General features: G+C 52.8%; 22 protein-coding genes. 10 read left to right on the top strand and 12 right to left on the bottom strand.

Translation table 11 applies throughout. From position 1 onward, the window contains the following. Positions 1-5: 5 nt before the first annotated feature. Both JYB63_RS17440 and orn read right to left on the bottom strand, forming a co-directional pair. Positions 6-2,324, bottom strand: coding sequence for a methyl-accepting chemotaxis protein (locus JYB63_RS17440; protein ID WP_205659187.1), 2,319 nt, complete (start codon positions 2,322-2,324; stop codon positions 6-8). Between the two features lie 490 nt (positions 2,325-2,814). Next, positions 2,815-3,357: an oligoribonuclease gene (gene orn / locus JYB63_RS17435; RefSeq protein WP_205659186.1), complete on the bottom strand. Its 543-nt coding sequence runs from the start codon at positions 3,355-3,357 to the stop codon at positions 2,815-2,817. A 166-nt stretch (positions 3,358-3,523) separates the two neighbouring features. On the opposite strand from orn, the gene rsgA reads away from it, so the two are divergent. The 6 genes from rsgA to JYB63_RS17405 all read left to right on the top strand — a co-directional run bounded on the left by rsgA (position 3,524) and on the right by JYB63_RS17405 (position 9,736). After that, positions 3,524-4,546, top strand: a complete 1,023-nt coding sequence (rsgA, locus tag JYB63_RS17430; protein ID WP_205659185.1) for a small ribosomal subunit biogenesis GTPase RsgA — start codon at positions 3,524-3,526, stop codon at positions 4,544-4,546. A 101-nt stretch (positions 4,547-4,647) separates the two neighbouring features. After that, positions 4,648-6,243 carry an HDOD domain-containing protein gene (locus JYB63_RS17425; RefSeq protein WP_205659184.1) on the top strand — a complete coding sequence of 532 codons (1,596 nt, stop codon included), beginning with the start codon at positions 4,648-4,650 and terminating at the stop codon, positions 6,241-6,243. 30 nt (positions 6,244-6,273) lie between these two features. Beyond that, on the top strand, positions 6,274-7,092 hold the full coding sequence (locus tag JYB63_RS17420; RefSeq protein WP_205659183.1) for a sulfurtransferase: 819 nt from the start codon (positions 6,274-6,276) through the stop codon (positions 7,090-7,092). Between the two features lie 93 nt (positions 7,093-7,185). After that, positions 7,186-8,037: an archaetidylserine decarboxylase gene (asd, locus tag JYB63_RS17415; RefSeq protein WP_205659182.1), complete on the top strand. Its 852-nt coding sequence runs from the start codon at positions 7,186-7,188 to the stop codon at positions 8,035-8,037. Between the two features lie 101 nt (positions 8,038-8,138). Further along, positions 8,139-9,173 (top strand): CAF17-like 4Fe-4S cluster assembly/insertion protein YgfZ, encoded by a 1,035-nt coding sequence (gene ygfZ, locus JYB63_RS17410; RefSeq protein WP_205659181.1) that lies wholly within the window; start codon positions 8,139-8,141, stop codon positions 9,171-9,173. Next, positions 9,170-9,736 (top strand): hypothetical protein, encoded by a 567-nt coding sequence (locus JYB63_RS17405; RefSeq protein WP_205659180.1) that lies wholly within the window; start codon positions 9,170-9,172, stop codon positions 9,734-9,736. Before ygfZ ends, JYB63_RS17405 begins: the two co-directional genes overlap by 4 nt. A gap of 72 nt (positions 9,737-9,808) precedes the next feature. Here JYB63_RS17405 and JYB63_RS17400 read toward each other — a convergent pair whose 3' ends face one another. From JYB63_RS17400 to prfB, 6 genes are all read right to left on the bottom strand, one after another. Continuing rightward, positions 9,809-10,552: a Cif family virulence factor gene (locus JYB63_RS17400; RefSeq protein ID WP_205659179.1), complete on the bottom strand. Its 744-nt coding sequence runs from the start codon at positions 10,550-10,552 to the stop codon at positions 9,809-9,811. 115 nt (positions 10,553-10,667) lie between these two features. Continuing rightward, positions 10,668-11,546 carry an EamA family transporter gene (locus JYB63_RS17395; RefSeq protein WP_205659178.1) on the bottom strand — a complete coding sequence of 293 codons (879 nt, stop codon included), beginning with the start codon at positions 11,544-11,546 and terminating at the stop codon, positions 10,668-10,670. Further along, entirely contained in the window at positions 11,547-12,281 is a 735-nt protein-coding gene (gene ung, locus JYB63_RS17390) for a uracil-DNA glycosylase (protein WP_205659177.1), read from the bottom strand. Beyond that, a complete protein-coding gene (locus JYB63_RS17385; RefSeq protein ID WP_205659176.1) occupies positions 12,278-12,730 on the bottom strand; it encodes a hypothetical protein in 453 nt (150 codons plus the stop codon). The genes ung and JYB63_RS17385 overlap by 4 nt, the downstream gene beginning before the upstream one ends. Before the next feature lie 165 nt (positions 12,731-12,895). Beyond that, entirely contained in the window at positions 12,896-14,368 is a 1,473-nt protein-coding gene (lysS, locus tag JYB63_RS17380; protein ID WP_205659175.1) for a lysine--tRNA ligase, read from the bottom strand. A gap of 116 nt (positions 14,369-14,484) precedes the next feature. Next, positions 14,485-15,579: a peptide chain release factor 2 gene (gene prfB / locus JYB63_RS17375; protein ID WP_205659174.1), complete on the bottom strand. Its 1,095-nt coding sequence runs from the start codon at positions 15,577-15,579 to the stop codon at positions 14,485-14,487. A gap of 205 nt (positions 15,580-15,784) precedes the next feature. Here prfB and JYB63_RS17370 point away from each other — a divergent pair, with 205 nt between their 5' ends. Further along, positions 15,785-16,543: a sulfite exporter TauE/SafE family protein gene (locus tag JYB63_RS17370; protein WP_205659173.1), complete on the top strand. Its 759-nt coding sequence runs from the start codon at positions 15,785-15,787 to the stop codon at positions 16,541-16,543. A gap of 17 nt (positions 16,544-16,560) precedes the next feature. Here JYB63_RS17370 and fldB read toward each other — a convergent pair whose 3' ends face one another. Together fldB and JYB63_RS17360 are read right to left on the bottom strand one after the other, a co-directional pair. Continuing rightward, the gene (gene fldB / locus JYB63_RS17365) at positions 16,561-17,079 is read right to left on the bottom strand and encodes a flavodoxin FldB (protein WP_205659172.1); all 519 of its coding nucleotides are present in this window, start codon (positions 17,077-17,079) and stop codon (positions 16,561-16,563) included. A gap of 78 nt (positions 17,080-17,157) precedes the next feature. Next, positions 17,158-17,487 carry a phasin family protein gene (locus tag JYB63_RS17360; protein WP_205659171.1) on the bottom strand — a complete coding sequence of 110 codons (330 nt, stop codon included), beginning with the start codon at positions 17,485-17,487 and terminating at the stop codon, positions 17,158-17,160. 507 nt (positions 17,488-17,994) lie between these two features. Between JYB63_RS17360 and JYB63_RS17355 the strand changes: the two genes are divergently transcribed. The 3 genes from JYB63_RS17355 (at position 17,995) to JYB63_RS17345 (ending at position 20,665) form a co-directional block, all read left to right on the top strand. Then, entirely contained in the window at positions 17,995-18,798 is an 804-nt protein-coding gene (locus JYB63_RS17355; RefSeq protein ID WP_205659170.1) for a tetratricopeptide repeat protein, read from the top strand. Positions 18,799-18,964: 166 nt separating this feature from the next. Further along, a complete protein-coding gene (locus JYB63_RS17350; protein ID WP_205659169.1) occupies positions 18,965-20,167 on the top strand; it encodes a YeeE/YedE family protein in 1,203 nt (400 codons plus the stop codon). Positions 20,168-20,215: 48 nt separating this feature from the next. Continuing rightward, positions 20,216-20,665 carry an RDD family protein gene (locus tag JYB63_RS17345; protein WP_205659168.1) on the top strand — a complete coding sequence of 150 codons (450 nt, stop codon included), beginning with the start codon at positions 20,216-20,218 and terminating at the stop codon, positions 20,663-20,665. Between the two features lie 76 nt (positions 20,666-20,741). On the opposite strand, the gene lptG is transcribed toward JYB63_RS17345, so the two are convergent. Beyond that, positions 20,742-21,815, bottom strand: a complete 1,074-nt coding sequence (lptG, locus tag JYB63_RS17340) for an LPS export ABC transporter permease LptG (RefSeq protein WP_243432038.1) — start codon at positions 21,813-21,815, stop codon at positions 20,742-20,744. Further along, complete coding sequence (lptF, locus tag JYB63_RS17335) at positions 21,808-22,941, bottom strand: LPS export ABC transporter permease LptF (RefSeq protein WP_205659167.1); 1,134 nt, start codon at positions 22,939-22,941, stop codon at positions 21,808-21,810. Before lptF ends, lptG begins: the two co-directional genes overlap by 8 nt. Positions 22,942-23,209: the final 268 nt, after the last annotated feature.

Here is a 23,209-nt window from a genome sequence, read left to right as displayed (position 1 = left end):
ACAGATCAGGTTTTAAAACGGCCCACAAGACTGTGCAGACGGTCTGCCATCTGGCTTAACTTATCGGTATCACCGGCAGACTCCTGAGCACTGTCCAGCGTGGTTTCAGACAGGGTATCAATCTCTACGGCATTCTTTTCGATATCCTTAATCACATCCAGCTGTTCATTAACCGCGGTAGCAATCTGAGTCTGCATCGCTTCCACATCCGCCATCAGGCGCTTGGTTTCGTCCAGCTCAGAGGCGGTCTCATTCACCATGGCGATGCCCCGCTCAGCATTTTCCATTGAATCTTCCACCCGACGCACAGAATCATCTGCAGTTTCCCGCAGCTTCTCCATGGTTTCCTGAATATTAACCGTAGCTTCCTGAGTCCGTGAGGAGAGGGTCCGAACTTCGTCAGCCACCACCGCAAAACCCCGCCCCTGCTCGCCGGCACGGGCCGCCTCAATAGCCGCGTTCAGCGCCAGTAAACTGGTCTGCTTAGCAATATCATTGATCACCTCCAGAATGGAGCTGACCTGATCAATCTCACCGGACAGCGCATTGATAGAACTTGCTGACTCCCGGGTAAAGCCCACCAGCTGATCAATTTCATTCACAGAACGCTGTGCATGATCCGCACCACTGACCATCTTCTCACCGGCACTAACCATCGCATTGAGGGTTTCGTTACTGCTCTGAGCCACATTATCAATTGAGTAAGAAAACTCCGTCATGGCCGTTACAATCAGCTCACTCATGGAACGCTGTTGCCCCATGCGGGAGGCAGTGTCACCGGACTGTTGCGCCAACTGATTAGTAACTGCCGTGAGGCTTTCCGCGGTTTCGCTGGCCTGCGCCACCACCCCGCGAATGTTGGCGATAAACACATTAAATGCTGTTGCCAGCTCACCAATTTCATCTTTGCGCTTGGCGCTTTCCAACTGGGTTGTCAGATCGCCGTCACCCTCTGCAATTTCCTGGAAGGATGTCACCAGCTCCCGCAACGGATTCACCAGCAAACGTGACAGCAGCAAGCCAAACAACACCGCTGCAATCAGCACCACCAGTACCACAACAGCGCTGGTCCGGGTAATAGAACCAAGAATCTGCTCTTCGCTGGCGAAGGCTTCCGACATGCTCATCTCAGAAATCAGCGCCCAGCGTAAACCGTCAACTTCCACCGGGGTATACGCCGAAAGCACCTCTTCACCGTAATACCCCTGATTCCGGGTCACACCGGTATCACCCTGCAACGCCGCTTTAACTCCGTCAGAGCTGACCTTTTGCAGCGCCACGCCGGTGCGCCGGTTCTGAATCTGTTCAACGCTGTCCTGCCAGCCAGTAGCAGAGATTTCACCGAAGTACTGATCCGGCGATTCAATCAGCCGGCGGCTATCAGTCCGCAGGCGCTGATCATCCCCCACCAGATACACTTCACCGCTTTGCCCCAGCCCGACATCTGCCCAGTGTTTATTGCTGGTCAGCGCCAGTGTTACCCGCTCAACCGGCAGCCTTACCACCAGAGTGCCGACATTCTTATCTTTCTCAAACACCGGCGAAGAAAGAAATGCCGCCGGCGTGCCAAAATCTGCAAAGTAAGTATTAATGTCCGTCAGGTATACCTCACCTGCCGCCGCATCTTTGGCTTTATTCCAGGCCTGTACCAGACCACTGTCAATGCCGCTGGTCAGATCCGTGGCGTAATCCACATTCTTCGCCACCGAATAAACCACACGGCCTTCAGGGCTGACGATCAGCACATCAGGAAAACCAAACTCTTCCTGAAGACGGCGTAAGCCCGGATGGTACTGTGAGTGATATAAATCATAGCGGGCATTAAACTTGGTAATTTTCTTCGCCTGATCCAGCGCCTGCTTTTCCCCTAAAGGGTTTGGATTGGTGCTGATATAACGCATCTGGAAATAACGCGCCGGATCATCCAACGCTGCCTGGGCATTGCCAGCGTCCGCACCGTTAAATCCCGGATCCCGCTGTTTAAATTCGTCAGAAAAGGCGCCGCTGTAGAAACCGCTAAGGCTTTGCTGCTGCTCAGCATCAACCTTCTTATTCACGTCAAACGAGCTGGAGAAATACCCCGTGGCAACCACGGTCTGTTCATTTTCAGCAATGCTTTTAACCAGGCTTTTCAAATCGCTGATGTAACTGACCAGCTGATCTTTTTTCATCTCCCGCACAGCAATCAGCTTGGCGGAGGCAGCATCATCGAGGGCAACGTTCACTTCGTTGGAGGTGGCATACATTACAACTGCACTGGCGCAAATCAGGGGGATAATGCCAATCGATACAATGGCCAGTAGGATACGTGTCTTAATCGTCATACTGCTTCTCTCAATACTCGAAGCCGCTGACAGGGAATGTTTACGCAAATAGCCACACGAACATCCGGCCTGACAACAGCCACCGTTACGCACGTCCTTATGTCACTTCACCAGCGTCCGGCTGAGCTTTATTGTTTTAGGAAATAAAATGCGGCGGACACAGCGACATTTAAGTTGTACCGGTAAGCCCCCTCAAGCCACCGGACAGATGCCTATTAATAAACCCTGTTTGAAAAAAAATAGAAACCCTGCAAACGGGCTGAGAATTGCAGTACAGGAGAGATAAACAGCTTTATAAAAAAATAAACCCCGGACAAGCCGGGGTTCAGTGCAGAAAAGCAACGTCATTAAAAACGCTTAATCATTGAAATGCTTAGAATAAACGTGCCCAAAGCAATAGATATTAAAACGCTAAATTAGCAGCCACTCATTCTAAAGTTTAAGATACTCATTTTGGGCATTGGTTGCACAACCAACCAACACGACCGGATTACAGGTTAAAGAAGTGCTCGCGGTAATGTTTTAACTCGTTGATGGAATCTTTAATATCATCCATCGCCAGATGAGAGCCCTTCTTCTCGAAACCGTTCAGCACTTCCGGCCGCCAGCGACGGGCCAGCTCCTTGATACTGCTGACATCCAGATTACGGTAGTGGAAATAGCTTTCAAGCTCAGGCATGTACTTCACCAGAAAACGCCGGTCCTGACCGATACTGTTACCGCATATCGGCGAGGCCCCCTGATCCACATACTGTTTGATGAACTCAAGGGTTTCTTCTTCCGCCTGACGCTCGCTGATCTGAGACGCCTTCACCCGGGCAGTCAGCCCGGAACTGCCATGCTGATTGGTACACCACTCATCCATCGCATCCAGCAATTCATCAGACTGTTTAACAACCAGACTAGGCCCCAGCGCCAGAATATTCAGATCCGCATCGGTCACAATGGTGGCAATTTCGATAATTCGTTCCCGTTCAGGATCAAGACCGGTCATTTCCAGATCGATCCAGATCAGATTATCTTGCCTAGACATACGGCAATTCCCCTTAGATTTCAGCACTGTTATTTAAAAGTGTTATAGAATACCTTAGCAGGCCGCTGAAAAACTATCTGTGCGACACTTAGCGCAACAAAAACTTTGTTTTCAGCGGCCCGAATATAATCAGATTTTACTGTATCTATACGGCGCAACAAACTTAATGGCCAAACGCAAACTCACCCGCCGCCAGGCGTGGCGCATACAAAAAATTCAGGACGAACGTTCTGAACGGGCAAAGCGTAAAAACTCCAACATTGATCAGCAACTGGAAGGCGGAGAACTCGGCCCGGAACAGCATGGCCAGATCATTTCTCATTTCGGCCGCCAGGTGGATGTTGAAGCACTGGAAGGTGAACACCGCGGGGAGATTTTCCGCTGCCACATGCGCACCAACCTGAGCAGCCTGGTCACCGGCGACAGAGTCATCTGGCGTGCCGGTGCAGAACATGGCGTGGTGGTCGCTACGGAAGAACGCCAGTCAGTCCTCCAGCGACCAAATAACCACGGTGAACTGAAACCGGTCGCGGCCAATATTGATCACATTGTTATCACCATTGCCGTCGAACCGATGCCCCATTACAACCTGATCGACCGTTATCTGGTGGCAGCAGAAGTCAGCGGCATTGAACCGGTTCTGCTGGTGAATAAACAGGACCTGCTGAACGACGATAACCGCGAATACATCGAAGGCATGATCCGCCTTTATACCGACATCGGTTACAAGGTACTGCAGGTATCCACAACCCGTGAAGACGGTCTGGATGAACTTAAGGCCATACTCAACGGCCGTATCAGCGTCTTTGTCGGTCAGTCCGGTGTCGGTAAATCTTCTCTGATCAATGCATTGCTTCCCGGCGTTGACCTTAAAGTCGGCGCATTATCTGAAGCTACCCGCAAGGGCACACACACCACCACAACCGCCCGCCTGTTCCACTTCCCGGACGGCGGCGACCTGATCGACTCACCGGGCATCCGGGAATTTGCACTGTGGCACATTGAAAAAGATCGCATCATCGAAGGCTTCACAGAATTTGCGCCTTTTCTTGGCCTTTGCAAGTTCCGTGACTGCCAGCATGAACAGGAACCTCACTGCGCCATAAAGCAAGCAATTGAAGACCAAAAAATCAGTGCTCAAAGAGTAAATAGTTACAAACATATACTCACTTCGAGGGAAGAAACTTAACTATCTTGTAAATAAAAGGTTTAATGTGCCGAAAACCTCTCTTAACAAAGACTTAACCAGAGTGGTTTTCGTTTGATAAGTGACCGGCATCAGGACCATTAATGAGCACGATCCAGCCATACGACGCAGAAGAATGGACGCAATACCTGACGGATAAAGATTTTTCCGTCCGGGCCAGCAGTCTGCGCCGCATTCAGAAGGCATTGCAGTCGGATAAAACATCCATGAAGGATCTGAACCGGCTGATTAAAGCAGATCCGTTACTCTGTCTGCATGTTGTAAAAGCAGCCAGCATCCTGCACGCAGAAAAAGGCTCCGTGGTCACCGGCGTCGAACATGCCATCAGCTCATTAGGCACCGATAACCTCGAAAACCTGATCAATGGCATGAAAGGCACCCGCCTGAACGCCCACAGCACCGCTGACAAAATGTATTTCCGGGCAACCGCCAACAGTCACCATGCAGCGGTTCAGGTACGCTCCTGGCTGGAACGGGCCCGCAAAGGTATGTTTACCGAAGAAAGCTATTTGGCCGCACTGTTTTACGGCATCGGTCACTGGGCTCTCTGGCATCATGCACCGCTGCATATGTCCCAGATGCAGGTCAAAATCCGTGAACAGGGTAAAGACAGCGAAACCGTCGAGCGTGAGCTTTTTGGCTGCACCATCAAGGACATTTCCCACGGCCTGGCGGTCTCCTGGAACCTTCCGGAACTGGTACAATCCTCGCTGGCTGAAGACCTGCCACTGAATAAACGCACTCTGATGAAACTCCATCAGCGTTCACTGGAAGATCCCCGCCTGCGCGGTGAAGAACTGCGGGAACTGAACCATCTTGTCCAGCAGCGTTTTTTCCCGGTGAAACTGGCCAACTGGCTGGCAGGCACAGCCACCTTTGGCTGGCACAAACCCAACACCCTGCACATCATTGATATTGTCAGTGACTATCTGAAAAGCGAACTGGGCGCCACCATGGCACTCCTGCATCAGAACTGTGCCCAGTCATCCCGCGATTACTTCGTGGTCGGTACCCTGACGCCAGCTGCAGAAATGCTGTTTATTCCTTCCAGAAATAACCAGGGCGGCTATAAATTATCGGAAACGGAATACAAATACTGCAGCAAGCACTTCCCGATCCCACGGCCTCGCAAAATTCAGACAGCGGTCACGTCAGACTCCAGCCTGAAAGACCCGGCCCTGATTGCTACAGTGAACGAACGTTTCCTTCAGTATCCTGAAGATTACCAGCACCCCACTGAAGTACTGAAAGACCTGCTTAAAGTACTGATTCAGGGTGTCGGCCTGGAACGGGTCAGCCTCAATACCGTCAATACCAAAAGCCAGATCGTTAAAGTGATTCACAGTATTGGCTTCAGCAAAGACAATCCGCTGAACCAGTCCATGCATCAGATCGATTCTCAGAGCCTGTTCAGCCGCCTGTATGATAAAGTGGCCTGCATTCTGGTGAATCAGGACAATACTCACCGGATCAGCAAGATGCTGCCCGACAGCTATAAGCAACACATTAATGATTCTAACTACTTACTGATGTCAGTCTTTATGAACAGCAAACCAGTTGCTATTGTCTATGCAGATATGGGCGAAGACGCCAGCCTGATAGAAACCGTACAGCACAAACAGTTCAAGCAACTCTGTACGGCAGCAACCAACTGCCTGGCGGCACTGTCCAAGAATTAACTTTAATCCGCCTATTCCGGGATACAGTCTATGTCACTGCCTTTACTGGTTTCTCCTGCACAGCTTGCCGAACAGCTTGACCGCGATCCGGGTCAGATTGTCATCATTGACCTTTCATCTGCTGAAAATTACGCCACTAAACATCTGCCCGGCGCCCGTCACATGGCCCCGGCAGGGCTGCTTTGCGGTGAACAGCCAATACCGAACAAACGGCCATCAGACGCCCAGTTCAGTGCACTGCTTGCCTCACTGGGTATCACACCGGACAGCCACGTCGTGGTCTATGACGATCAGATGGGCCCGCAGGCCGGCCGGATGATCTGGACCCTGCACGCTGCTGGTCACAGCGCCTGCTCATTTCTCGACGGCCACCTCAAAGCCTGGGAAGACGCCGGCTTTGCAACCACGGCCGAGGTACCGCACTATGAGCCAACCGAATACCCGGCCAGCCTAGACACCCATAACCTGGCCGACATGGAATATATCCTCACCCACTTAAACAACCCTGAGCACTGCATTCTCGACGTCCGCTCCCCTGCTGAATACCGGGGCGAAAAAGTGGTAAACGCCGCAAAAGGCGGGCATATACCCGGGGCGGTTAACTACAACTGGACCAACGCCCTGATCTCTGAACAGGACACCCGCCTGCGACCGGCAGCAGACATTCTTGAAGAACTTGCTGCCCTGGGCGTTACGCCTGACAAAACAGTGATCACCCACTGCCAGACCCACCGGCGATCCGGTCTGAGCTATCTGTTCACGAAGCACCTTGGCTTTGAAAATGTCCGCTGCTACGATGGCTCCTGGTTTGAGTGGGGCAATCATCCAAGTACACCGGTTGAGCAGTAACTCCTTACAACACCGTTAAAATAATTTTCGCTTACCCGCCGTCAGCCATCGCTGTCGGCGGGTAAACTTTGTTAAACGACCTGGATTATTTAAGTGAAAGATAAAATCTTCATTCTGTTACAACACCTCCTGCCACAACACCTGTTATCGCGCTTAGTGGGTAAGCTGGCTGACTGCCGGATCAACTGGGTAAAAAGCACCTTTATCAGCTGGTTCGCCAAACGCTACAACGTCAACATGAGTGAAGCCGTCCAGGAATCACTGAATGCATACCCGGACTTTAACAGCTTCTTTACCCGGGAAATTAAGTTAGACCGCCGCCCACTGGCCGACACAGATATCATCAGCCCGGCAGACGGTGCCATCAGCCAGCTCGGGCCGATTGATCACGGCCGTGTTTTTCAGGCAAAAGGCCGCGGCTATGCATTAACCACCCTGCTGGGCGGCTATAACGACCTGGCCGAACAGTTCATTGATGGCCAGTTCGCCACTGTTTACCTGTCACCGAAAGATTACCACCGGGTACACATGCCGGTAACCGGCACCCTGCGGGACACCATTTATGTACCGGGAGATCTGTACTCCGTAAACCAGACAACCGCTGAAGGTGTGGAAAACCTGTTCGCCCGTAACGAACGCCTGGTGGCAATCTTTGATACCGAATACGGCCCGATGGCAATGATTCTGGTTGGCGCAATGATCGTCGCCGGCATTGAAACTGTCTGGGCCGGTCAGGTTGCACCACAGCAACGCAAAACCTGGCGGATTGAACATTCACCTCAACCGCAGGAACCGGTTGTACTGGAAAAAGGCGCAGAAATGGGCCGCTTTAAACTGGGTTCAACTGTCATTCTGCTGTTCGGCAAAGACGTCATTGAATGGCAGGAAAACCTGCAGGCAGGCAGCCCGGTAAACATGGGCCACGCTTTCGGCAACCGGGTTTAATTCCCGCAATTTGCCACCATATAACAGGCACATACTTAACAAAGCAGTCACCTCCGGAATAAACCGGTACCGTGGCTGCTTTACGGCAAGAAGGTCATGCTATGAGCACCTGGCACAGCATCTTAGAAACGCAGCAGATCAGCATTGATGAACAGGGCTACAGCTACAGCCCTGCCCCGGTTAACCCGGCACTCAGTATTACTCCCCTGACACATTTAGGCCTGTTCAGCGTCATCGGCCCGGATGCAGAAAAATTCCTTCAGGGGCAGATTTCCTGCGACATGCGCGATATCAGCAATGGCTTCAGCCGCCTGGCATCACACAACAACGTCAAAGGCAGCATGATCAGCCTGAGCAGGGTAATACCCGCCGAAGGCGGATTCTGGCTGCGTACCAACCGCCAGATCCTCAGCAACGCACTGACGGCACTGAACAAGTACATGATGTTCTCCAAAGCCGACGGCAAAGACATCAGCGACACTGTAGTTGGCCTGGGTATACAGGGCAGCGATGCGGCATCTGCACTGGCAGCACTGGGCAACGAACTGCCGGCCGAAGCCGATCAGTTTGTAACACTGGACGGCGGCGTGCTGGTTAAAGTTGCCGGCGAACGCTACGAATTGTGGCTGGAACAGGCACAGGCAGAAGCCGCACTGGAACAGCTGCTTAAAAGCGGCTCACTGACCGGCAGTGAAAGCTGGTTACTCAGCGAAATCCAGCAGGGTATCCCGTCTCTGACACCAGACACGCTGGAGACCTTCATTCCACAAATGACTAACCTGCAGGCCTTTGAGGGCGTCAGCTTCCGCAAGGGCTGCTACACCGGTCAGGAAATCATCACCCGGCTGCAGCACCGCGGCAAACTGAAGCGCCCGATGTTCCGTCTAAGTGTACAGGCGGATACCGCACCGGCTGCCGGCACCGTACTGGCCACTGCCGCCCGCGCCAGTGTTGGCAACGTGGTGTGCAGTGCACCGTCCGGTGATGGCGAATATCAGCTGCTGGCGGTCATGCTGAAAGACGTCTTCGATGACGCCTCTCAGAGCCTGCATCTGGAAACCCAGGAAGGCCCGCAACTGGAACGTCTGGACCTGCCTTACACCCTTGATCCGGAACTGTTTGAAGCCAAACGATGAGTGATCCTATTCTGCTAAAAGTCCTGCATCTGGATAAACAGGCGCAGGACGCGCTCCAGGAACTGTTCAGTCATTCTGTACGGCGTATCTGGATTGAGGGTATGAGCAGTGGCTTTGGCAGTGAACTGTACCGTGCCCGGCAGCTGCGTTTCAGCTGTGGCGATACCCAGTGGCTGGAAGTCGGTACTCTGCGGCAGGCATTCCAGGACGGCTTCAGCTTTGGCCGGCTCGACTGTCAGTTGCGCAATGACGTCACGCCGGACGAAGACACCAGCTGTTGGCTGGAATTGCCCACTGACAGCTACCTGCAAAAGATCGAAATTTATCAGCAACAGGAACGGTTCGACATCGTCGCCAGCAAACTGCAGATGCCGTCAGAAGCGTTCAACTACGACGCCCTGATTCTGCTGCGCTTTGATCAGGGCCCGGGACTGATGATCGGCATTGAGCAGGACTTTATTGACGGTGAACTGGTGGTCCTACTCAGTGACGACCCGGACAGCCAGATCAGTGAGAACCTGCAACTGCGCCGCCAGTTTAACGGCCGGGAAGATCTCAACTAAACCACCGGTCTCTGGCAGACAAAAAAACGGCATCCCCTTTCAGGTATGCCGTTTTTTTATAGCCGTTACGACTTAGAGTACAGCGCTCATCTGCACCTTAACCTGCCAGCCTTCAGCGGTTTTCTCTACGGCATTTAACAGCAAAAAGCTCTGACCTTTGCCGGTCAGACGACTGATCAGTAGCCCATTGCTACCCTGCTCTACACTGAGCAGATTATCCACTTCAAAACCTTCCGTAAAATCCGGCAGCTCAGCATCATCCAGACTTACCCGGGCAGCCCCCGCAGAACGGACGGCATAATCATCTGCCAGGCTGTTAAAGGCGGTGTTATCAATCTCTGTATCAGTATCGGCAAAACCTGCTGCTGAGGTTAACCCGCCGGCACCGATATCAATACGACGCTTCCAGCCATCAGAGGTATTGCTCAGAACCTCGACCGCCAGTCCCTTAAAGCCACCATCCTTAAAACTGATATCCCAGTTTTTCACCAGCAGAGCTGTATCATCCTTAGCATCCAGCGCCAGCGTATCCACCTGTGCTTTCAGCTCCGGTAAGCCAAATGGCCCGCCGGCAAACATCTGGCTGATCGCCTCCAGCCCCTGCAGATTTTTGCTGCTGTCATACGGAAACTGCCCCAGCAACGAATCGGCATCGTAAAACTTATTCAACCCGTCGATATCTTTAGCGTTCATCAGCGGTTGCCACTGGTTATTCAGTGCCACCAGCTCCTCAGGTGCAGCAGCCTGCACACCGGCTGACATTAACACGCTGATCGCAACTGCCGGCGCCGCCAGCTTACCCATCCATTTTTTCATTCCCTGATTCCTTGTAGTTTGAAATAAAACGTTTCACCTGTCCGGCAGGCAAAATTCGCCATACTCAGACACAATAAATATTGTCCGGTTCCCGTCAGATTAATTACACAATCCTTCAGGGCTTTGCTGCCAGACGGGACTCCCGGTAAAAACTGTAAACACCTGCCATTGCAATCACCAGACCGCCCAGCAACATATAGTTATCAGGCACTTCATCGAATACCAGATACCCCAGCAACGCAGCCCAGATCAGCACCGTATACCGGAAAGGAGATACAAAGGCGATTTCACCTACCCGCATGGTCATCACCCCACACAGGTAACCGAAAAAGATAAACCCTGCTGCCGCAGCCAGCCCCGCCATCAGCGGCCAGGTAAGCGGCTGCCAGGTTTCAAATAAAGACAGCACACCGCTGCTCACCGTCACCAGAAGCGAACCAACTAGCGCCACAAACAGTGATGAAACATCCGCCGAAAACTGCCGGGTAGAAAGGTCACGAAGCACCAGAAACATCACCCCGGCCACCGAGAACATAACATACACATTGAAGCTGTCTGCTCCCGGACGAACAATCAGCAGCACGCCGATAAAGCCAATAATGATCGCCGTATAACGCCGCCAGCCGACCTGCTCACCCAACCATATGGCACCAATAAAGGTAATCACCAAAGGGACTGCTTGCTGAATCGACGCTGCTGCAGCAATCGGAATATGCATCAGCCCGGTCAGATAACAGAGGGTCGAGCCGCTTTCCCCCAGCGCCCGCCAGCCCATCCAGATCCGGTCCCGGCGTTGCAGACTCTGCCGCAACACACCATAACGCCAGGCCAGTGCAGCAATCAGAGCGGTCACGATCAGACCACGGATAAAGATCGACTGATACAGGCTGATATCCGCCGACATAAATTTCATAATGCTGTCGTTAAACACAAAGCCGGCCATACTGGCCATCATCAGCATTGCGCCGCGCATATTGGGGTTATCAGCAAACACTCAGAACAGCGCTCCCTGATCAGGTTTGGCCTCAAGGCTTTCCAGTTGCCAGTTCACGGGCGTGCGGCCACTGGCTTCGAGATATTCATTAATCTGACTGAACGGCCGGCTGCCAAAGAAGCCGCGAAATGCTGACAGCGGAGACGGATGCACAGATTCAAGTATCAGGTGCTTGCTGTCGTCGATCATCGCCGCCTTCTTCTGGGCATGACTGCCCCAAAGCACGAAAACCACACCGCTGCACTGGCTGTTTACTGTTTCAATAATCCGGTCGGTAAACGGCTCCCAGCCTTTTTTCTGATGAGAGCCGGCTTTGTTATATTCAACCGTCAGCACGGTGTTCAGTAACAGCACCCCCTGCTCCGCCCAGCGCTGTAAAAAACCATGATCAGGCTCAGACACCTGCAGATCCGTCGCCAGTTCTTTGTACATATTTTTCAGGGAAGGCGGCACTTTTACCCCTGGCTGTACGGAAAAGCTCAGCCCGTGGGCCTGGCCTGGCTGGTGATAGGGGTCCTGCCCCAGAATCACAACTTTTACAGCATCCAGCGGTGTGCTTTGCAGTGCCTGCAGCCAGTCAGCGGTCTGTGGATAAACCGCTTTACCTGCGGCCATTTCTCCATCCAGAAACGCAGCCAGCCGCTGCATATACTCCTGCTCAAGCTCCCCTTCGAGATGGGTTTGCCAGCCTGCAGTTGCCGATAACTGCTCTTTAAGCGCTGCAATCACAGTCATTCGCTCTCTCCGCTGTCCTTTACTTTCCCAAGAGGCCTTCCCTGCATCACATCCCGGGTATACACCTTGCCATGCCACAGGGAGTAATAACGCAGCTTACCCGGTCCGTGTGAAATGATGCCCGACAGGACGATCGACAACATATAAATCCACAGGTCGTAGGCTTCCCAGTAAAACCAGGCCAGCGCCAGCAGAACGATCTTCAGCATGATAATCTGACCGCGCAACTGCATCAGCCAGATCCCGTCACTGTACAGCTCTTTCAATACCATCAGGCCGCCGCTGAGTAGCGTCAGCACCAGATAGCTGTGCCAGGCAGACATTGGCAGGTCAAACAGAAACGCCCCGGACAAACCGGCAATGCCAATCAGGTGCAGGGTACGTAAACAAATACTCAGCCAGCGTTTACCGGGAATATTGCGTTTCTTTTCAGGAATTAACCAACTCATTCATCACACCTGTACTGCGGTTATCAGCAACCGCTATTTCACACCGGCTGTTACAGATTTTCCAGCCACAATTCCGGCTGCAGCTGTCCTGTATCAGTTTACGGCGGGCTTAAAGCAAAAAAGCTGCGGCGACTTCTCGCGGCAGCTTTTCCCCTGTTCCGGCAATTATGCCCGCGGGCGCATCGCCGGGAACAGAATAACATCACGGATCGAGTCGCAATCGGCGAAGAACATCACCAGACGGTCGATACCGATACCTTCACCGGCAGTCGGCGGCAGGCCGTACTCCAGTGCGCTGATGTAATCATCATCGAAGTGCATTGCTTCGTCATCACCGGCATCTTTCTCTTCAACCTGTGCACGGAAACGCTCAGCCTGATCTTCAGAGTCGTTAAGCTCCGAGAAGCCGTTCGCCACTTCACGGCCACCGATGAAGAATTCAAAACGGTCGGTAATGAACGGGTTTTCATCGTTGCGGCGCGCCAGCGGAGATACTTCAGCCGGATACTCAGTAATGAAGGTCGGCTGATCCAGACGATCTTCAACAGTTTTCTCGAAGATCTCGATCTGCACTTTACCCAGACCGTAACCGTCTTTCAGCGGGATACCCAGCTTGTCGGCAACCGCACGGGCAGATTCGATGTTATCGATGTCCGATGCAGTCAGATCCGGGTTGTAATGCAGAATGGAATCAAACACGCTGATGCGGCGGAACGGCGCACCCAGGTCGTATTCCTGTTCCTGATAAGTCATGGTGGTTGAACCCAGAACATCCTTCGCCAGAGTACGCAGCATGTCTTCGGTCAGGTCCATCAGGTCATTGTAATCCGCGTATGCCTGATAGAACTCCAACATGGTGAATTCAGGGTTGTGACGGGTTGAAAGCCCTTCGTTACGGAAGTTACGGTTAATTTCGAACACCCGCTCAAAACCACCCACAACCAGACGCTTCAGGTACAGTTCCGGCGCGATACGCAGGTACATATCACGGTCCAGCGCGTTGTGATGAGTCACAAACGGACGGGCCGTTGCACCACCCGGAATCACCTGCAGCATCGGCGTTTCCGCTTCAACGTAGCGGCGCTCAGTCAGGTAGTTACGGATACCGGAAACAATTTTGGAACGGATTTCGAATACCCGGCGGGACTTATCGTTAGTGATCAGGTCCACGTAGCGCTGACGGTAGCGCATTTCAGTGTCCTGCAGGCCTTTGTGCTTATCCGGCAGTGGGCGCAGGTTCTTGGTCAGCAGCTGGTATTCACCCAGATCCACATACAGGTCACCCTTACCGGACTTATGCAGCACACCGGTCACACCGATGATGTCACCCAGATCCAGGCTCTTGGCAAATTTACGGGCTTCTTTGTTCACGTAGAACTGAATACGGCCAGTCATATCCTGAACAACACCGAAGGCACCACGGTTCAGCATTACACGGCCGGCAATGCTTACTGTAATTGCCAGCTCTTCCAGCTCTTCTTTAGATTTTTCGCCATAGGTTTCCTGCAGATCCTGCGCGTAACTGTCGCGACGGAACGCATTCGGAAACGCCTGACCCGCCTCACGCAGGGCATTCAGTTTTTCACGGCGCTCGGCAATCAAACGGTTTTCATCTTGTTGCTGAGTATTATCAGACATGGTGTTCGGAACCTTTAAATGGTGAAATCTTGTCAGTATCTCAGCGCCGCTCTTGCGGCAGCGCTGACAATTATATTTTTCGGTAACGGCGTTTTAAGGCCGGCTTACAGATCTGCTTACAGACCTGCTTTGAGGCTAGCCTCAATGAACAGATCCAGATCGCCGTCCAGTACACGGTCACAGTTGCTGCTCTGAACATTGGTACGCAAATCTTTAATGCGCTGGTCGTCCAGTACATAGGAACGGATCTGGCTGCCCCAGCCAATATCCGCTTTGTTATCTTCAGTTTCCTGTGCCGCTTCGCTGCGCTTGAGCATCTCCATCTCGTAGAGTTTTGCCCGCAGCTGCTTCATACAGGTGTCTTTGTTCTGGTGCTGGGAACGCTGGCTCTGGCTCTGTACCACAATGCCAGACGGGCCGTGGGTAATACGTACCGCAGATTCAGTTCTGTTTACGTGCTGACCACCGGCACCGGATGCACGGTATACATCCACCCGCAGATCCGCCGGGTTAATTTCGATCTCAATGTTGTCATCGATCTCAGGGGATACGAATACAGAAGAGAATGAAGTATGACGGCGGCCACCGGAATCGAACGGTGACTTACGTACCAGACGGTGTACGCCGGTTTCAGTTCGCAACCAACCAAACGCATACTCGCCCTGGAAGCTGATCGTCGCAGACTTGATACCTGCCACATCACCGGCAGAACATTCCAGCAACTCGGTTTTAAAGCCTTTATCTTCACCCCAGCGCAGGTACATACGCAGCATCATTTCTGCCCAGTCCTGTGCCTCAGTACCGCCGGAACCGGCCTGAATATCCAGGTACGCGTTGTTACCATCAGCTTCACCGGAGAACATACGGCGGAATTCCAGCTGACCCAGCAGGGCTTCAAGCGCGGCCACTTCGCTGCGTACTTCTTCAACGGTATCTTCGTCGTCTTCCTCAACGGCCATTTCCAGCAGCTCTTCTGCTTCGGTAACACCGTTGGTCAGATCATCAATGGTCTTTACCACCCCTTCCAGAGTAGAACGTTCTTTACCCAGTGCCTGTGCACGTTCAGGTTCGTTCCACACCGCTGGATCTTCCAGTTCACGGGTCACTTCTTCCAGGCGATCCTGTTTCTCGGCATACTCCAGATATCCGCGCAGTACTTCGGTACGCTCACTGATATCCTTCAGGCTGGTAATGATTGGATTAACTTCCATCGTTGATGATCACACTCGACAGTTAAATGAACGGCTGTAAAGCGGGAATAAACACCGCCTGCCAAGCCAAATAAAAAGGCACAGTATTTTACCCGAAGTAAGGGCCAGTGAAAACGTTTCGCGGCATGAAACCCGGCAATTTCCGCTTATCCTGCCGATTCGTTATGATGCACAGCCTGTATATGGAACAGAACGGACCGCATTCATGGAACTGTCACTTGTCACCATCCTGTTACTGATCGCCGTTGGCATCGCCTCCGGCATTATCAATGTCCTCGCAGGCGGCGGTTCTAACCTTACCCTTCCGGTACTGATGGTCATGGGGATGCCGGCGGAAATTGCCAACGCCACCAACCGGTTAGGCATCTTCCTGCAATCGGTTACCGGGGTACTCGGCTTTAAACATAAAGGCAAACTCCCGACGGATGATATCGGCCCGATTCTGATACCCACACTTGCCGGCGGCCTGCTGGGTGCAATTGCCGCTGCCTTCGCCCCCGGCTGGATACTGAAACCTCTGCTGCTCGGCACCATGCTGACCATGGCACTGATTATTCTGATACGTCCGTCGGTGGTCTGCCCGCCGGAAGGCACTCAGGCATATAAAGTCAGTGAAAAACCTTCATCCTGGTGGTGGCTGGGCATTGCCGGATTTTACGGCGGATTTGTTCAGGCCGGGGTTGGATTTATTCTGCTGGGCGCATTGGCAGGAAGCCTGCGTTATGATCTGGTGCGAGCCAATGCCCTGAAACTCATCTGCTCACTGGCCTTTACGGCGGTCGCGCTGGGCATATTTATCTCGCAGAGTCAGGTGCTCTGGCTGCCCGGCCTGATACTGGGCGCAGGCGCCATGATCGGCGCCAGAATCGGCGTGCACTTTGCAATCAGTGTTAAACAGCAGACCCTGAAATGGTTCCTGTTTATCATGACCCTGTGCGGCTGCGCCGCGGCGCTGCTGTTTTAATGACGTACCGTAGGCTTTTACAGCCCGAATTCCGGTTTAACCTGTTCACACCAGGCGGCAATCCGTTCATCGGTTTCACCGGCCTGCCCGTCATCATCCAGCGCCAGCCCGACAAACTGGGACTCATCAGCCGTTAATGCTTTAGAGGCTTCAAAATCATACCCCTCATTAGGCCAGTAACCCACGATACGGGCACCGCCATTCTGAAGCTTCTCGTGCAACATGCCCATGGCATCCAGAAACCACTCCGGGTAGCCAATCTGATCACCTAATCCAAACAGTGCACAGGTTTTGCTGCTAAAATCCAGATCATCCACTTCCGACCAGATATCATCCCAGTCTTCCTGCAGCTCACCGAAATCCCAGGTGGAAATACCAAAAATCAGACCGCTGTATTTATCAAACCCCGCCAGACCATTATCCGCCACATCATGTAGGCAAACATTGTCAGACCCTAGCTGCGCAGCAATGCGCTCTGCAACATCTTCCGTATTACCGGTTGTGGAACCGTAAAATAAACCGATCGTCTGGGACATATATTCATTCCGATAGACAAATAAAAACGGCCCTTAAACAGGACCGTATAAGATTGGCACGCATATTACCTGCGCGACTCAGGGTTTGGAAGCAAATGCCTCGAAGGAATCCTGCGCCAGTTTTTCCACCGAAGCCTGGGCATCTGCCAGTGCTTTAAGATTACTTTCATTGGCCGCCGTCAGATTCGCTTCCAGCTGGCTGGCGTAGGCTTTTTGCAGTTCAACTAACTGTTCAGCAGATGAACAGCCCTGCAGCGCCTGGGTTTGCTGCATGGTTGCGTCTATACAGGCCTTGGTACAGGCCATCTGCTGCTGGGTAAGCTGCTCCAGCATTTTTGTCTGTATATCCACCAGCTCCTTAAACGGGCTCATCGACTGATTCAACGTCTTCGACATATCCTGAAACATACACACCTCCGCAACCCCGGTTATCCGCCAGCATCCTGCCGACAATACACAACAATATTAATAACGATATCAAACAGATACCAATAGAACAGCCTCAGTTTGAGTACTATCCGAATGTCTTTCTGACACTCTATTGCACGACGCAGAAACCCGCAAGCCGTTATACATTGACCTGCCAGTATGGCCTGCGGTTCAGTCCGCCAGGTAAAAACACCCTTGATCCTGATCATTCCAGCGAAGATTCCACAGACCAATTGTCGCACCGGCCTGTTTTTTTTCACCATATCCGTTAGAATTCACCGCTATATTAGACACAGTTAATATTAAACCCGATTGCAACCTGCTGGCAAAAAATGGGTCACAACGGTTATCACCGACTCTGGAGTTAAGCACCATCATCCATGAGTTCCGGTAAAAATGAATTTAACTGTACCTTTCGATACTGAACAATCGGGCGTTATAATGCGCCCAGTTTAAATAATATCCGTCATATACGAGCGTCCGCCAATGAGCAAAAAACTTCTGATCGCTACCGGCCTGCTGTTAAGCCTGCATACTTCTGCCGCCCTGGCAGCCAATCTGGCTAAGGGTATTCAGGCCTTTGAAAACAAGGACTACGCGATTGCCCTGTCTGAGCTGGCACCACTGGCTAAAGAAAATAATCTGGAAGCCATGAACTATCTGGGTCAGATGTATGAATTCGGCCTGGGGGTAGACGCCGACGAACAGGAAGCTCTGAAACTGTATAACCGCTGTGCGGATCTGGGCAACCTGGGATGTGTTGATTCCCGTCGCGCCTATAAAAACAAAGGTTATAAAGTAGAGCTGGAAAGTGTACAGCCTGCTGCTGAAGGCGGAGATGCAACAGCCCAGAACCGCCTGGGTGAAATGTACGAATTCGGCTACGGCGTTAAACGCGATCCGGCAAAAGCCATTGAATGGTACAAGCGCGCCGCTGACCAGGGGCTGGTCGTTGCACAGCACAACATTGGCCGCAGCTACAACTTCGGCACCGGCGTACAGCAGGATTTTACTCAGGCAGAACGCTGGTACCGCAAGGCTGCTGAACAGGGCCACACAGATGCGATGTTCTTCCTTGGTGCGCTGTACTCTAACGCCCACGGCGGTGATGCCAGCCACAGCACGAACATCTCAGCATATGCCTGGTTGCAGAATGCCATGGAACTGGGCAACCCGACCGCCCGTGCCATTCAGTCCCGTATTGTTATGAAACTGTCTGACAAGGAACTGGAAGAAGCCAAGCGTCTGGCTGAAGATTACAAAAACAAATTTGTAACACCGTTCCAATAAACGTATCTGCTTACACCGAAAGCCGGCGCCCATGCCGGCTTTTCCATATCATAAAAATGTGCCACAAAATTGGCCTCTCCAGCGACATCCCCTATACTCCCCGCTCGCAACTAAACGTTCGTTATTAACCGTTCACAGCTAACCGCTCAACGTACAGGGACCAACCATGAGCCAGACTGCGCCACTGATCAGCCGGCCTCTATTCATCTCGCTGGGGCTTTTTGTCCTGCTGGCAGGATTACTTTATCGCGATATCAGCGCCCACGCAGCACTCTTACTGATCCTCGGTGGTGCGCTGGGGCTGGCGCTGTATCAGGCCTCTTTCGGTTTTACCGCAGCCTGGCGAAATCTGATTACAGAACGCCGCGGCCGTGGCCTGCGTGCCCAGATGCTGATGCTGGCCGTCGCGGTCTGTCTGATATTTCCCATCCTCGATGCCGGCAGCGCATTTGGCAACGACGTTAACGGTTTTAACCGGCCACTGGGTTTCTCTGTGTTCTTTGGTGCTGCCTTGTTTGGTATTGGCATGCAGATCGCCGGCGGCTGTGGTTCAGGCAACCTGTTTCAGGTCGGCGGAGGTCAGCTGCGGGCAGTCCCATCAATTATCGGCTTTATGGCGGGCGGCTTCTGGGCAACCGCCGATTACGAATGGTGGACCACCCTGCCCCAACTGGCCCCGGTGTCCAGCTTACAGAGCCTGGGGCTGATGACTGCGCTGGCAATTAATCTGGCTGCCTTTGCCCTGATCGCTCTTGGTACCATCTGGCTGGAAAAACGCCGGCACGGCACACTGCAGGCAGATAACGCCGGCCAGGGCCTCCCCCTGAGTAAGCGATTACTTCGCGGCCCCTGGCCACTGATCTGGGGCGCAATTGCGCTGGCGATACTGAACTATATTGTGGTGATCGTCACCGGACGCCCATGGTCAGTTGCCCTGTCTTATCCCCTGTGGGGAACCAAGCTGGCCCTCTGGCTGGACACTAGCCTGCAACTGGGTTACGAACTGGAACCGGACTTCTGGACTTACTGGCTACAGCCCGGCCGGGATGACGCCCTGCTGGAAAGTATCTGGGAAGATACCGTGTCCGTTATGAACATCGGCATCATGCTCGGCGCCCTGCTGGCGGCCTCTCTGGCCGGACGTTTCAGCTGGCAGTGGCGTATCCCGCCGTTGCACTGGCTGGCTTCCGCACTGGGGGGCTTAATGCTGGGCTACGGAGCAACAATTTCCTTTGGCTGTAATATCGGAGCCTTCTTTGGCGGCATAGTTTCCGGTAGTATGCACGGCTGGTTATGGCTGGTCGGTGCGATCATCGGCAGTTATCTGGGCATCTGGATACGGCCTGTATTTAAACTCAGCCGGACCTGAACACCAGCCACTGATAGCAGACTGTTTTTACCTGTATACGAGACTGTAATGAATAAACCTTTCCCGGAATTAGACGGCGAACTCCGCCAGCCATCCCTGTTACGCCGCCTGGCTGCAATGGTGTATGACGGCCTGCTGGTTGTTGCTATCTGGATGTGTACAGGCTTTGTTGCGGTTGGCCTGAACGGTGGCGAATCCGTCTCCGGCCCGTTATTCCAGAGCGCCCTGTTCCTGATCACCTTCGGCTTTTTCGCCTACTTCTGGATCCGTCTGGGCCAGACACTGGGTATGCAGGCCTGGCAATTACGCGTACAGACCATCGATAACCGTCACATTAATCTGAAGCAGGCCCTGCTGCGGTTTATGATGGCAATCGTTTCTTTCGCCTGTGGCGGCCTGGGCTTCCTGTGGATGCTGTTTTCACCGAGCAAAGCCACCTGGCATGACAGCTTCTCTGAAACTCAGATCGTACTGCTGCCTAAAAAGCAGAAGTCATAAGACACAGTTACAAAAAAGCCGCTGCCTCCCCGGGAGACAGCGGCTTTTTTAATTCTGAGATTAACCCTTTCCTTTCCTATCCTGCCCGGCGCAACAACCAGCTGCCGATTAATCCGCAAATCAGAATCGGCATCAATGCTGCCCAGAATGGCGCAATGCTGTACAGCGTGCTGACCGGTGCCAGCAGATCCTGCGCGAACTTAAACATCACCCCGACCACCACACCGGATATCACCCGCTGACCGGTGGTTACACTGCGCAACGGTCCGAAAATAAACGAGATGGCCACCAGCACCAGTGCAATCATGGATAATGGCTGAAACAGCTTGCTCCAGAACGCCAGCATATAGGTGGTCGATTCCAGCCCCTGCTCACGCAGGTAATTGCTATAGTTCAGCAAACCGGAAATCGGCAGTTCATCCGGTTCTACAATGATCACCGACAACCGCTGCGGCGTCAGCTTCACATCCCAGCTCTGGGTGTCATAAGTGTTCGCCTGCGTGCGGTCGTCACTGAACAGGGTTTCGCGCACGTTGCTCAGCAGCCACTTATCTTCCGCATAGCGACCACTGGCGGCATAACTGCTGGAAATCAGGCTGTCATCCTGATCAAACTTATAACGGGTGACGCCTTTCAGGGAACCGTCCGGTAATACCGCATTAATATGGATATATTCATCCCGTTCCCGGTGCCAGATACCGTAGCCGGAAGTAATCGCCCCGTTACTGACCTTCACCGCCCGCCGGCTGTCCGCCAGTGTCTCGGTATACGGCACCACATATTCACCCAGCAACACGGTGACAATGCCCAGCGCAATGATCGGTTTCAGTACCGCCAGCACAATCCGGCCAATGGAAATACCAGCAGCCCGCATCACCGTTAATTCACTGCCGGACGCCAGACTGCCCAGGCCGATCAGGCAGCCCACCAGACAGCTCAGTGGAATAAAGTCATAAAAACGTTTCGGAGTGGTTAGCGCCAGATATTCCAGCAAGGCGCCCATGGTGAAACGCTCATTTACATCTTCCAACTGATCCAGCATGGCAAACAGAACATCCAGACCAATAACAATAGCCAGCACCACCGCCAAAGAAGATAACACCGCCGTGCTTATATAACGGTCCAGCCGGTTCATCAGAATATCAGGCATCACCGGACTTCCCTTTCAGTAAATGTTTAACCGACACTTTTTCAGTCACGATGCCCAGTCTGTCACCCAGCTTTTCCCAGAACCTCCCGGCAAACAGCAAACTCATGGCAAAGCCGAAAAACGCCAGATGAACCACCCACATAACAACAACCGGGGCATCTCCGTCTTCCGCTAATGTGCGGGTGTTGGTCAGCAGCAGTAAATACAGCAGATATAAGAGGATAGAAGGAATCAGTTTGGCAAACCGTCCCTGCCGCGGATTGGTCTTGCTCAGAGGCACTGCTAACAGGGCAACAATCAGACACATCACCGGCAACGAAATACGCCAGTGCAACTGAGCAATTTCTTCAGGCGTACCGCCGAATAAGTTCTCAGTGGTGGCCATATCCGCACCGGACACCTCCGGCTCATCATCCGCTTCAGGTAAGCGGATCCCGTACTCTTCAAACTGAATTTCCCGGTACTTTGCCTCACCGGGCTGGCCTTCGTAGCGGAAGCCGTTTTCCAGTACCAGATAACGGACGCCAGTTTCCGGATCAGTCACCTGCCGGCCACCCTCAGCAGCCACCACCGCCAGCGGCTGGCCAGGAATCGTTTCGGAGACAAAAATACCCTCCATCCGGCGGGTTTCAGTGTTCAGTTTTTCAATATAAGTAGAGCGGAAACCGTCCGGCTGTTCCTGAAAACGCCCTGGTACCACACTGTCCAGCGTACTTTGCTGGCTCTGCTGAAACACGGTTTCGGTTTTCTGCACACCTGCTGGGGTCAGCCACAGACTCATCACCGCCACTACAACAGCTACCAGTGATGCCGGCCCCAACGTGTACAGGGATAAACGGCGCTGGCTCATGCCGGTGGCTTTCAGCACCGCCATTTCACTTTCCAGATACAGGCGGCCGTAGGCCAGCAAAATTCCCAGAAACAGCCCCAGCGGAAGAATAAGTTCAAGAAAGCCCGGCATCCGGTACAGCATGAACTGAAAGACAGTATCCACAGAATACTTACCGGCCGCCGCATTGGTCAGGTAACGGATAAAGCGGCCGCTCATAATAATCAGCAACAGAACGCCGCTAACGGCACTCATACTGAGCAAAACTTCACGACTGATATAACGGAAGATAATCAACTTTTAATCTCTCGATGGCTTGAGATATAACACATTCAACATACTGACTCTGCAAAGCCCCTGATGTTCCCGGGGCAGCTGGCCACAACGCGGTAAAAACATTTCAGATGTGGCTGATCCGGTTGGGCAGATGCCACACATTCATATACACTTCAGCAAACGGCTTCCACTACCGCCTGAACCTTTCCGGTCAGCACAGCGGTACAGTGCCAGGCCAACTGTTTTTACCGGCAAAACACCGCCGGCATTATCTTACAAAGCTGACACG

It is taken from the genome of Aliamphritea spongicola, assembly GCF_017051665.1.
GTDB lineage: Bacteria > Pseudomonadota > Gammaproteobacteria > Pseudomonadales > Balneatricaceae > Amphritea > Amphritea spongicola.
This window is presented reverse-complemented; position numbering and strand designations above follow the sequence as displayed.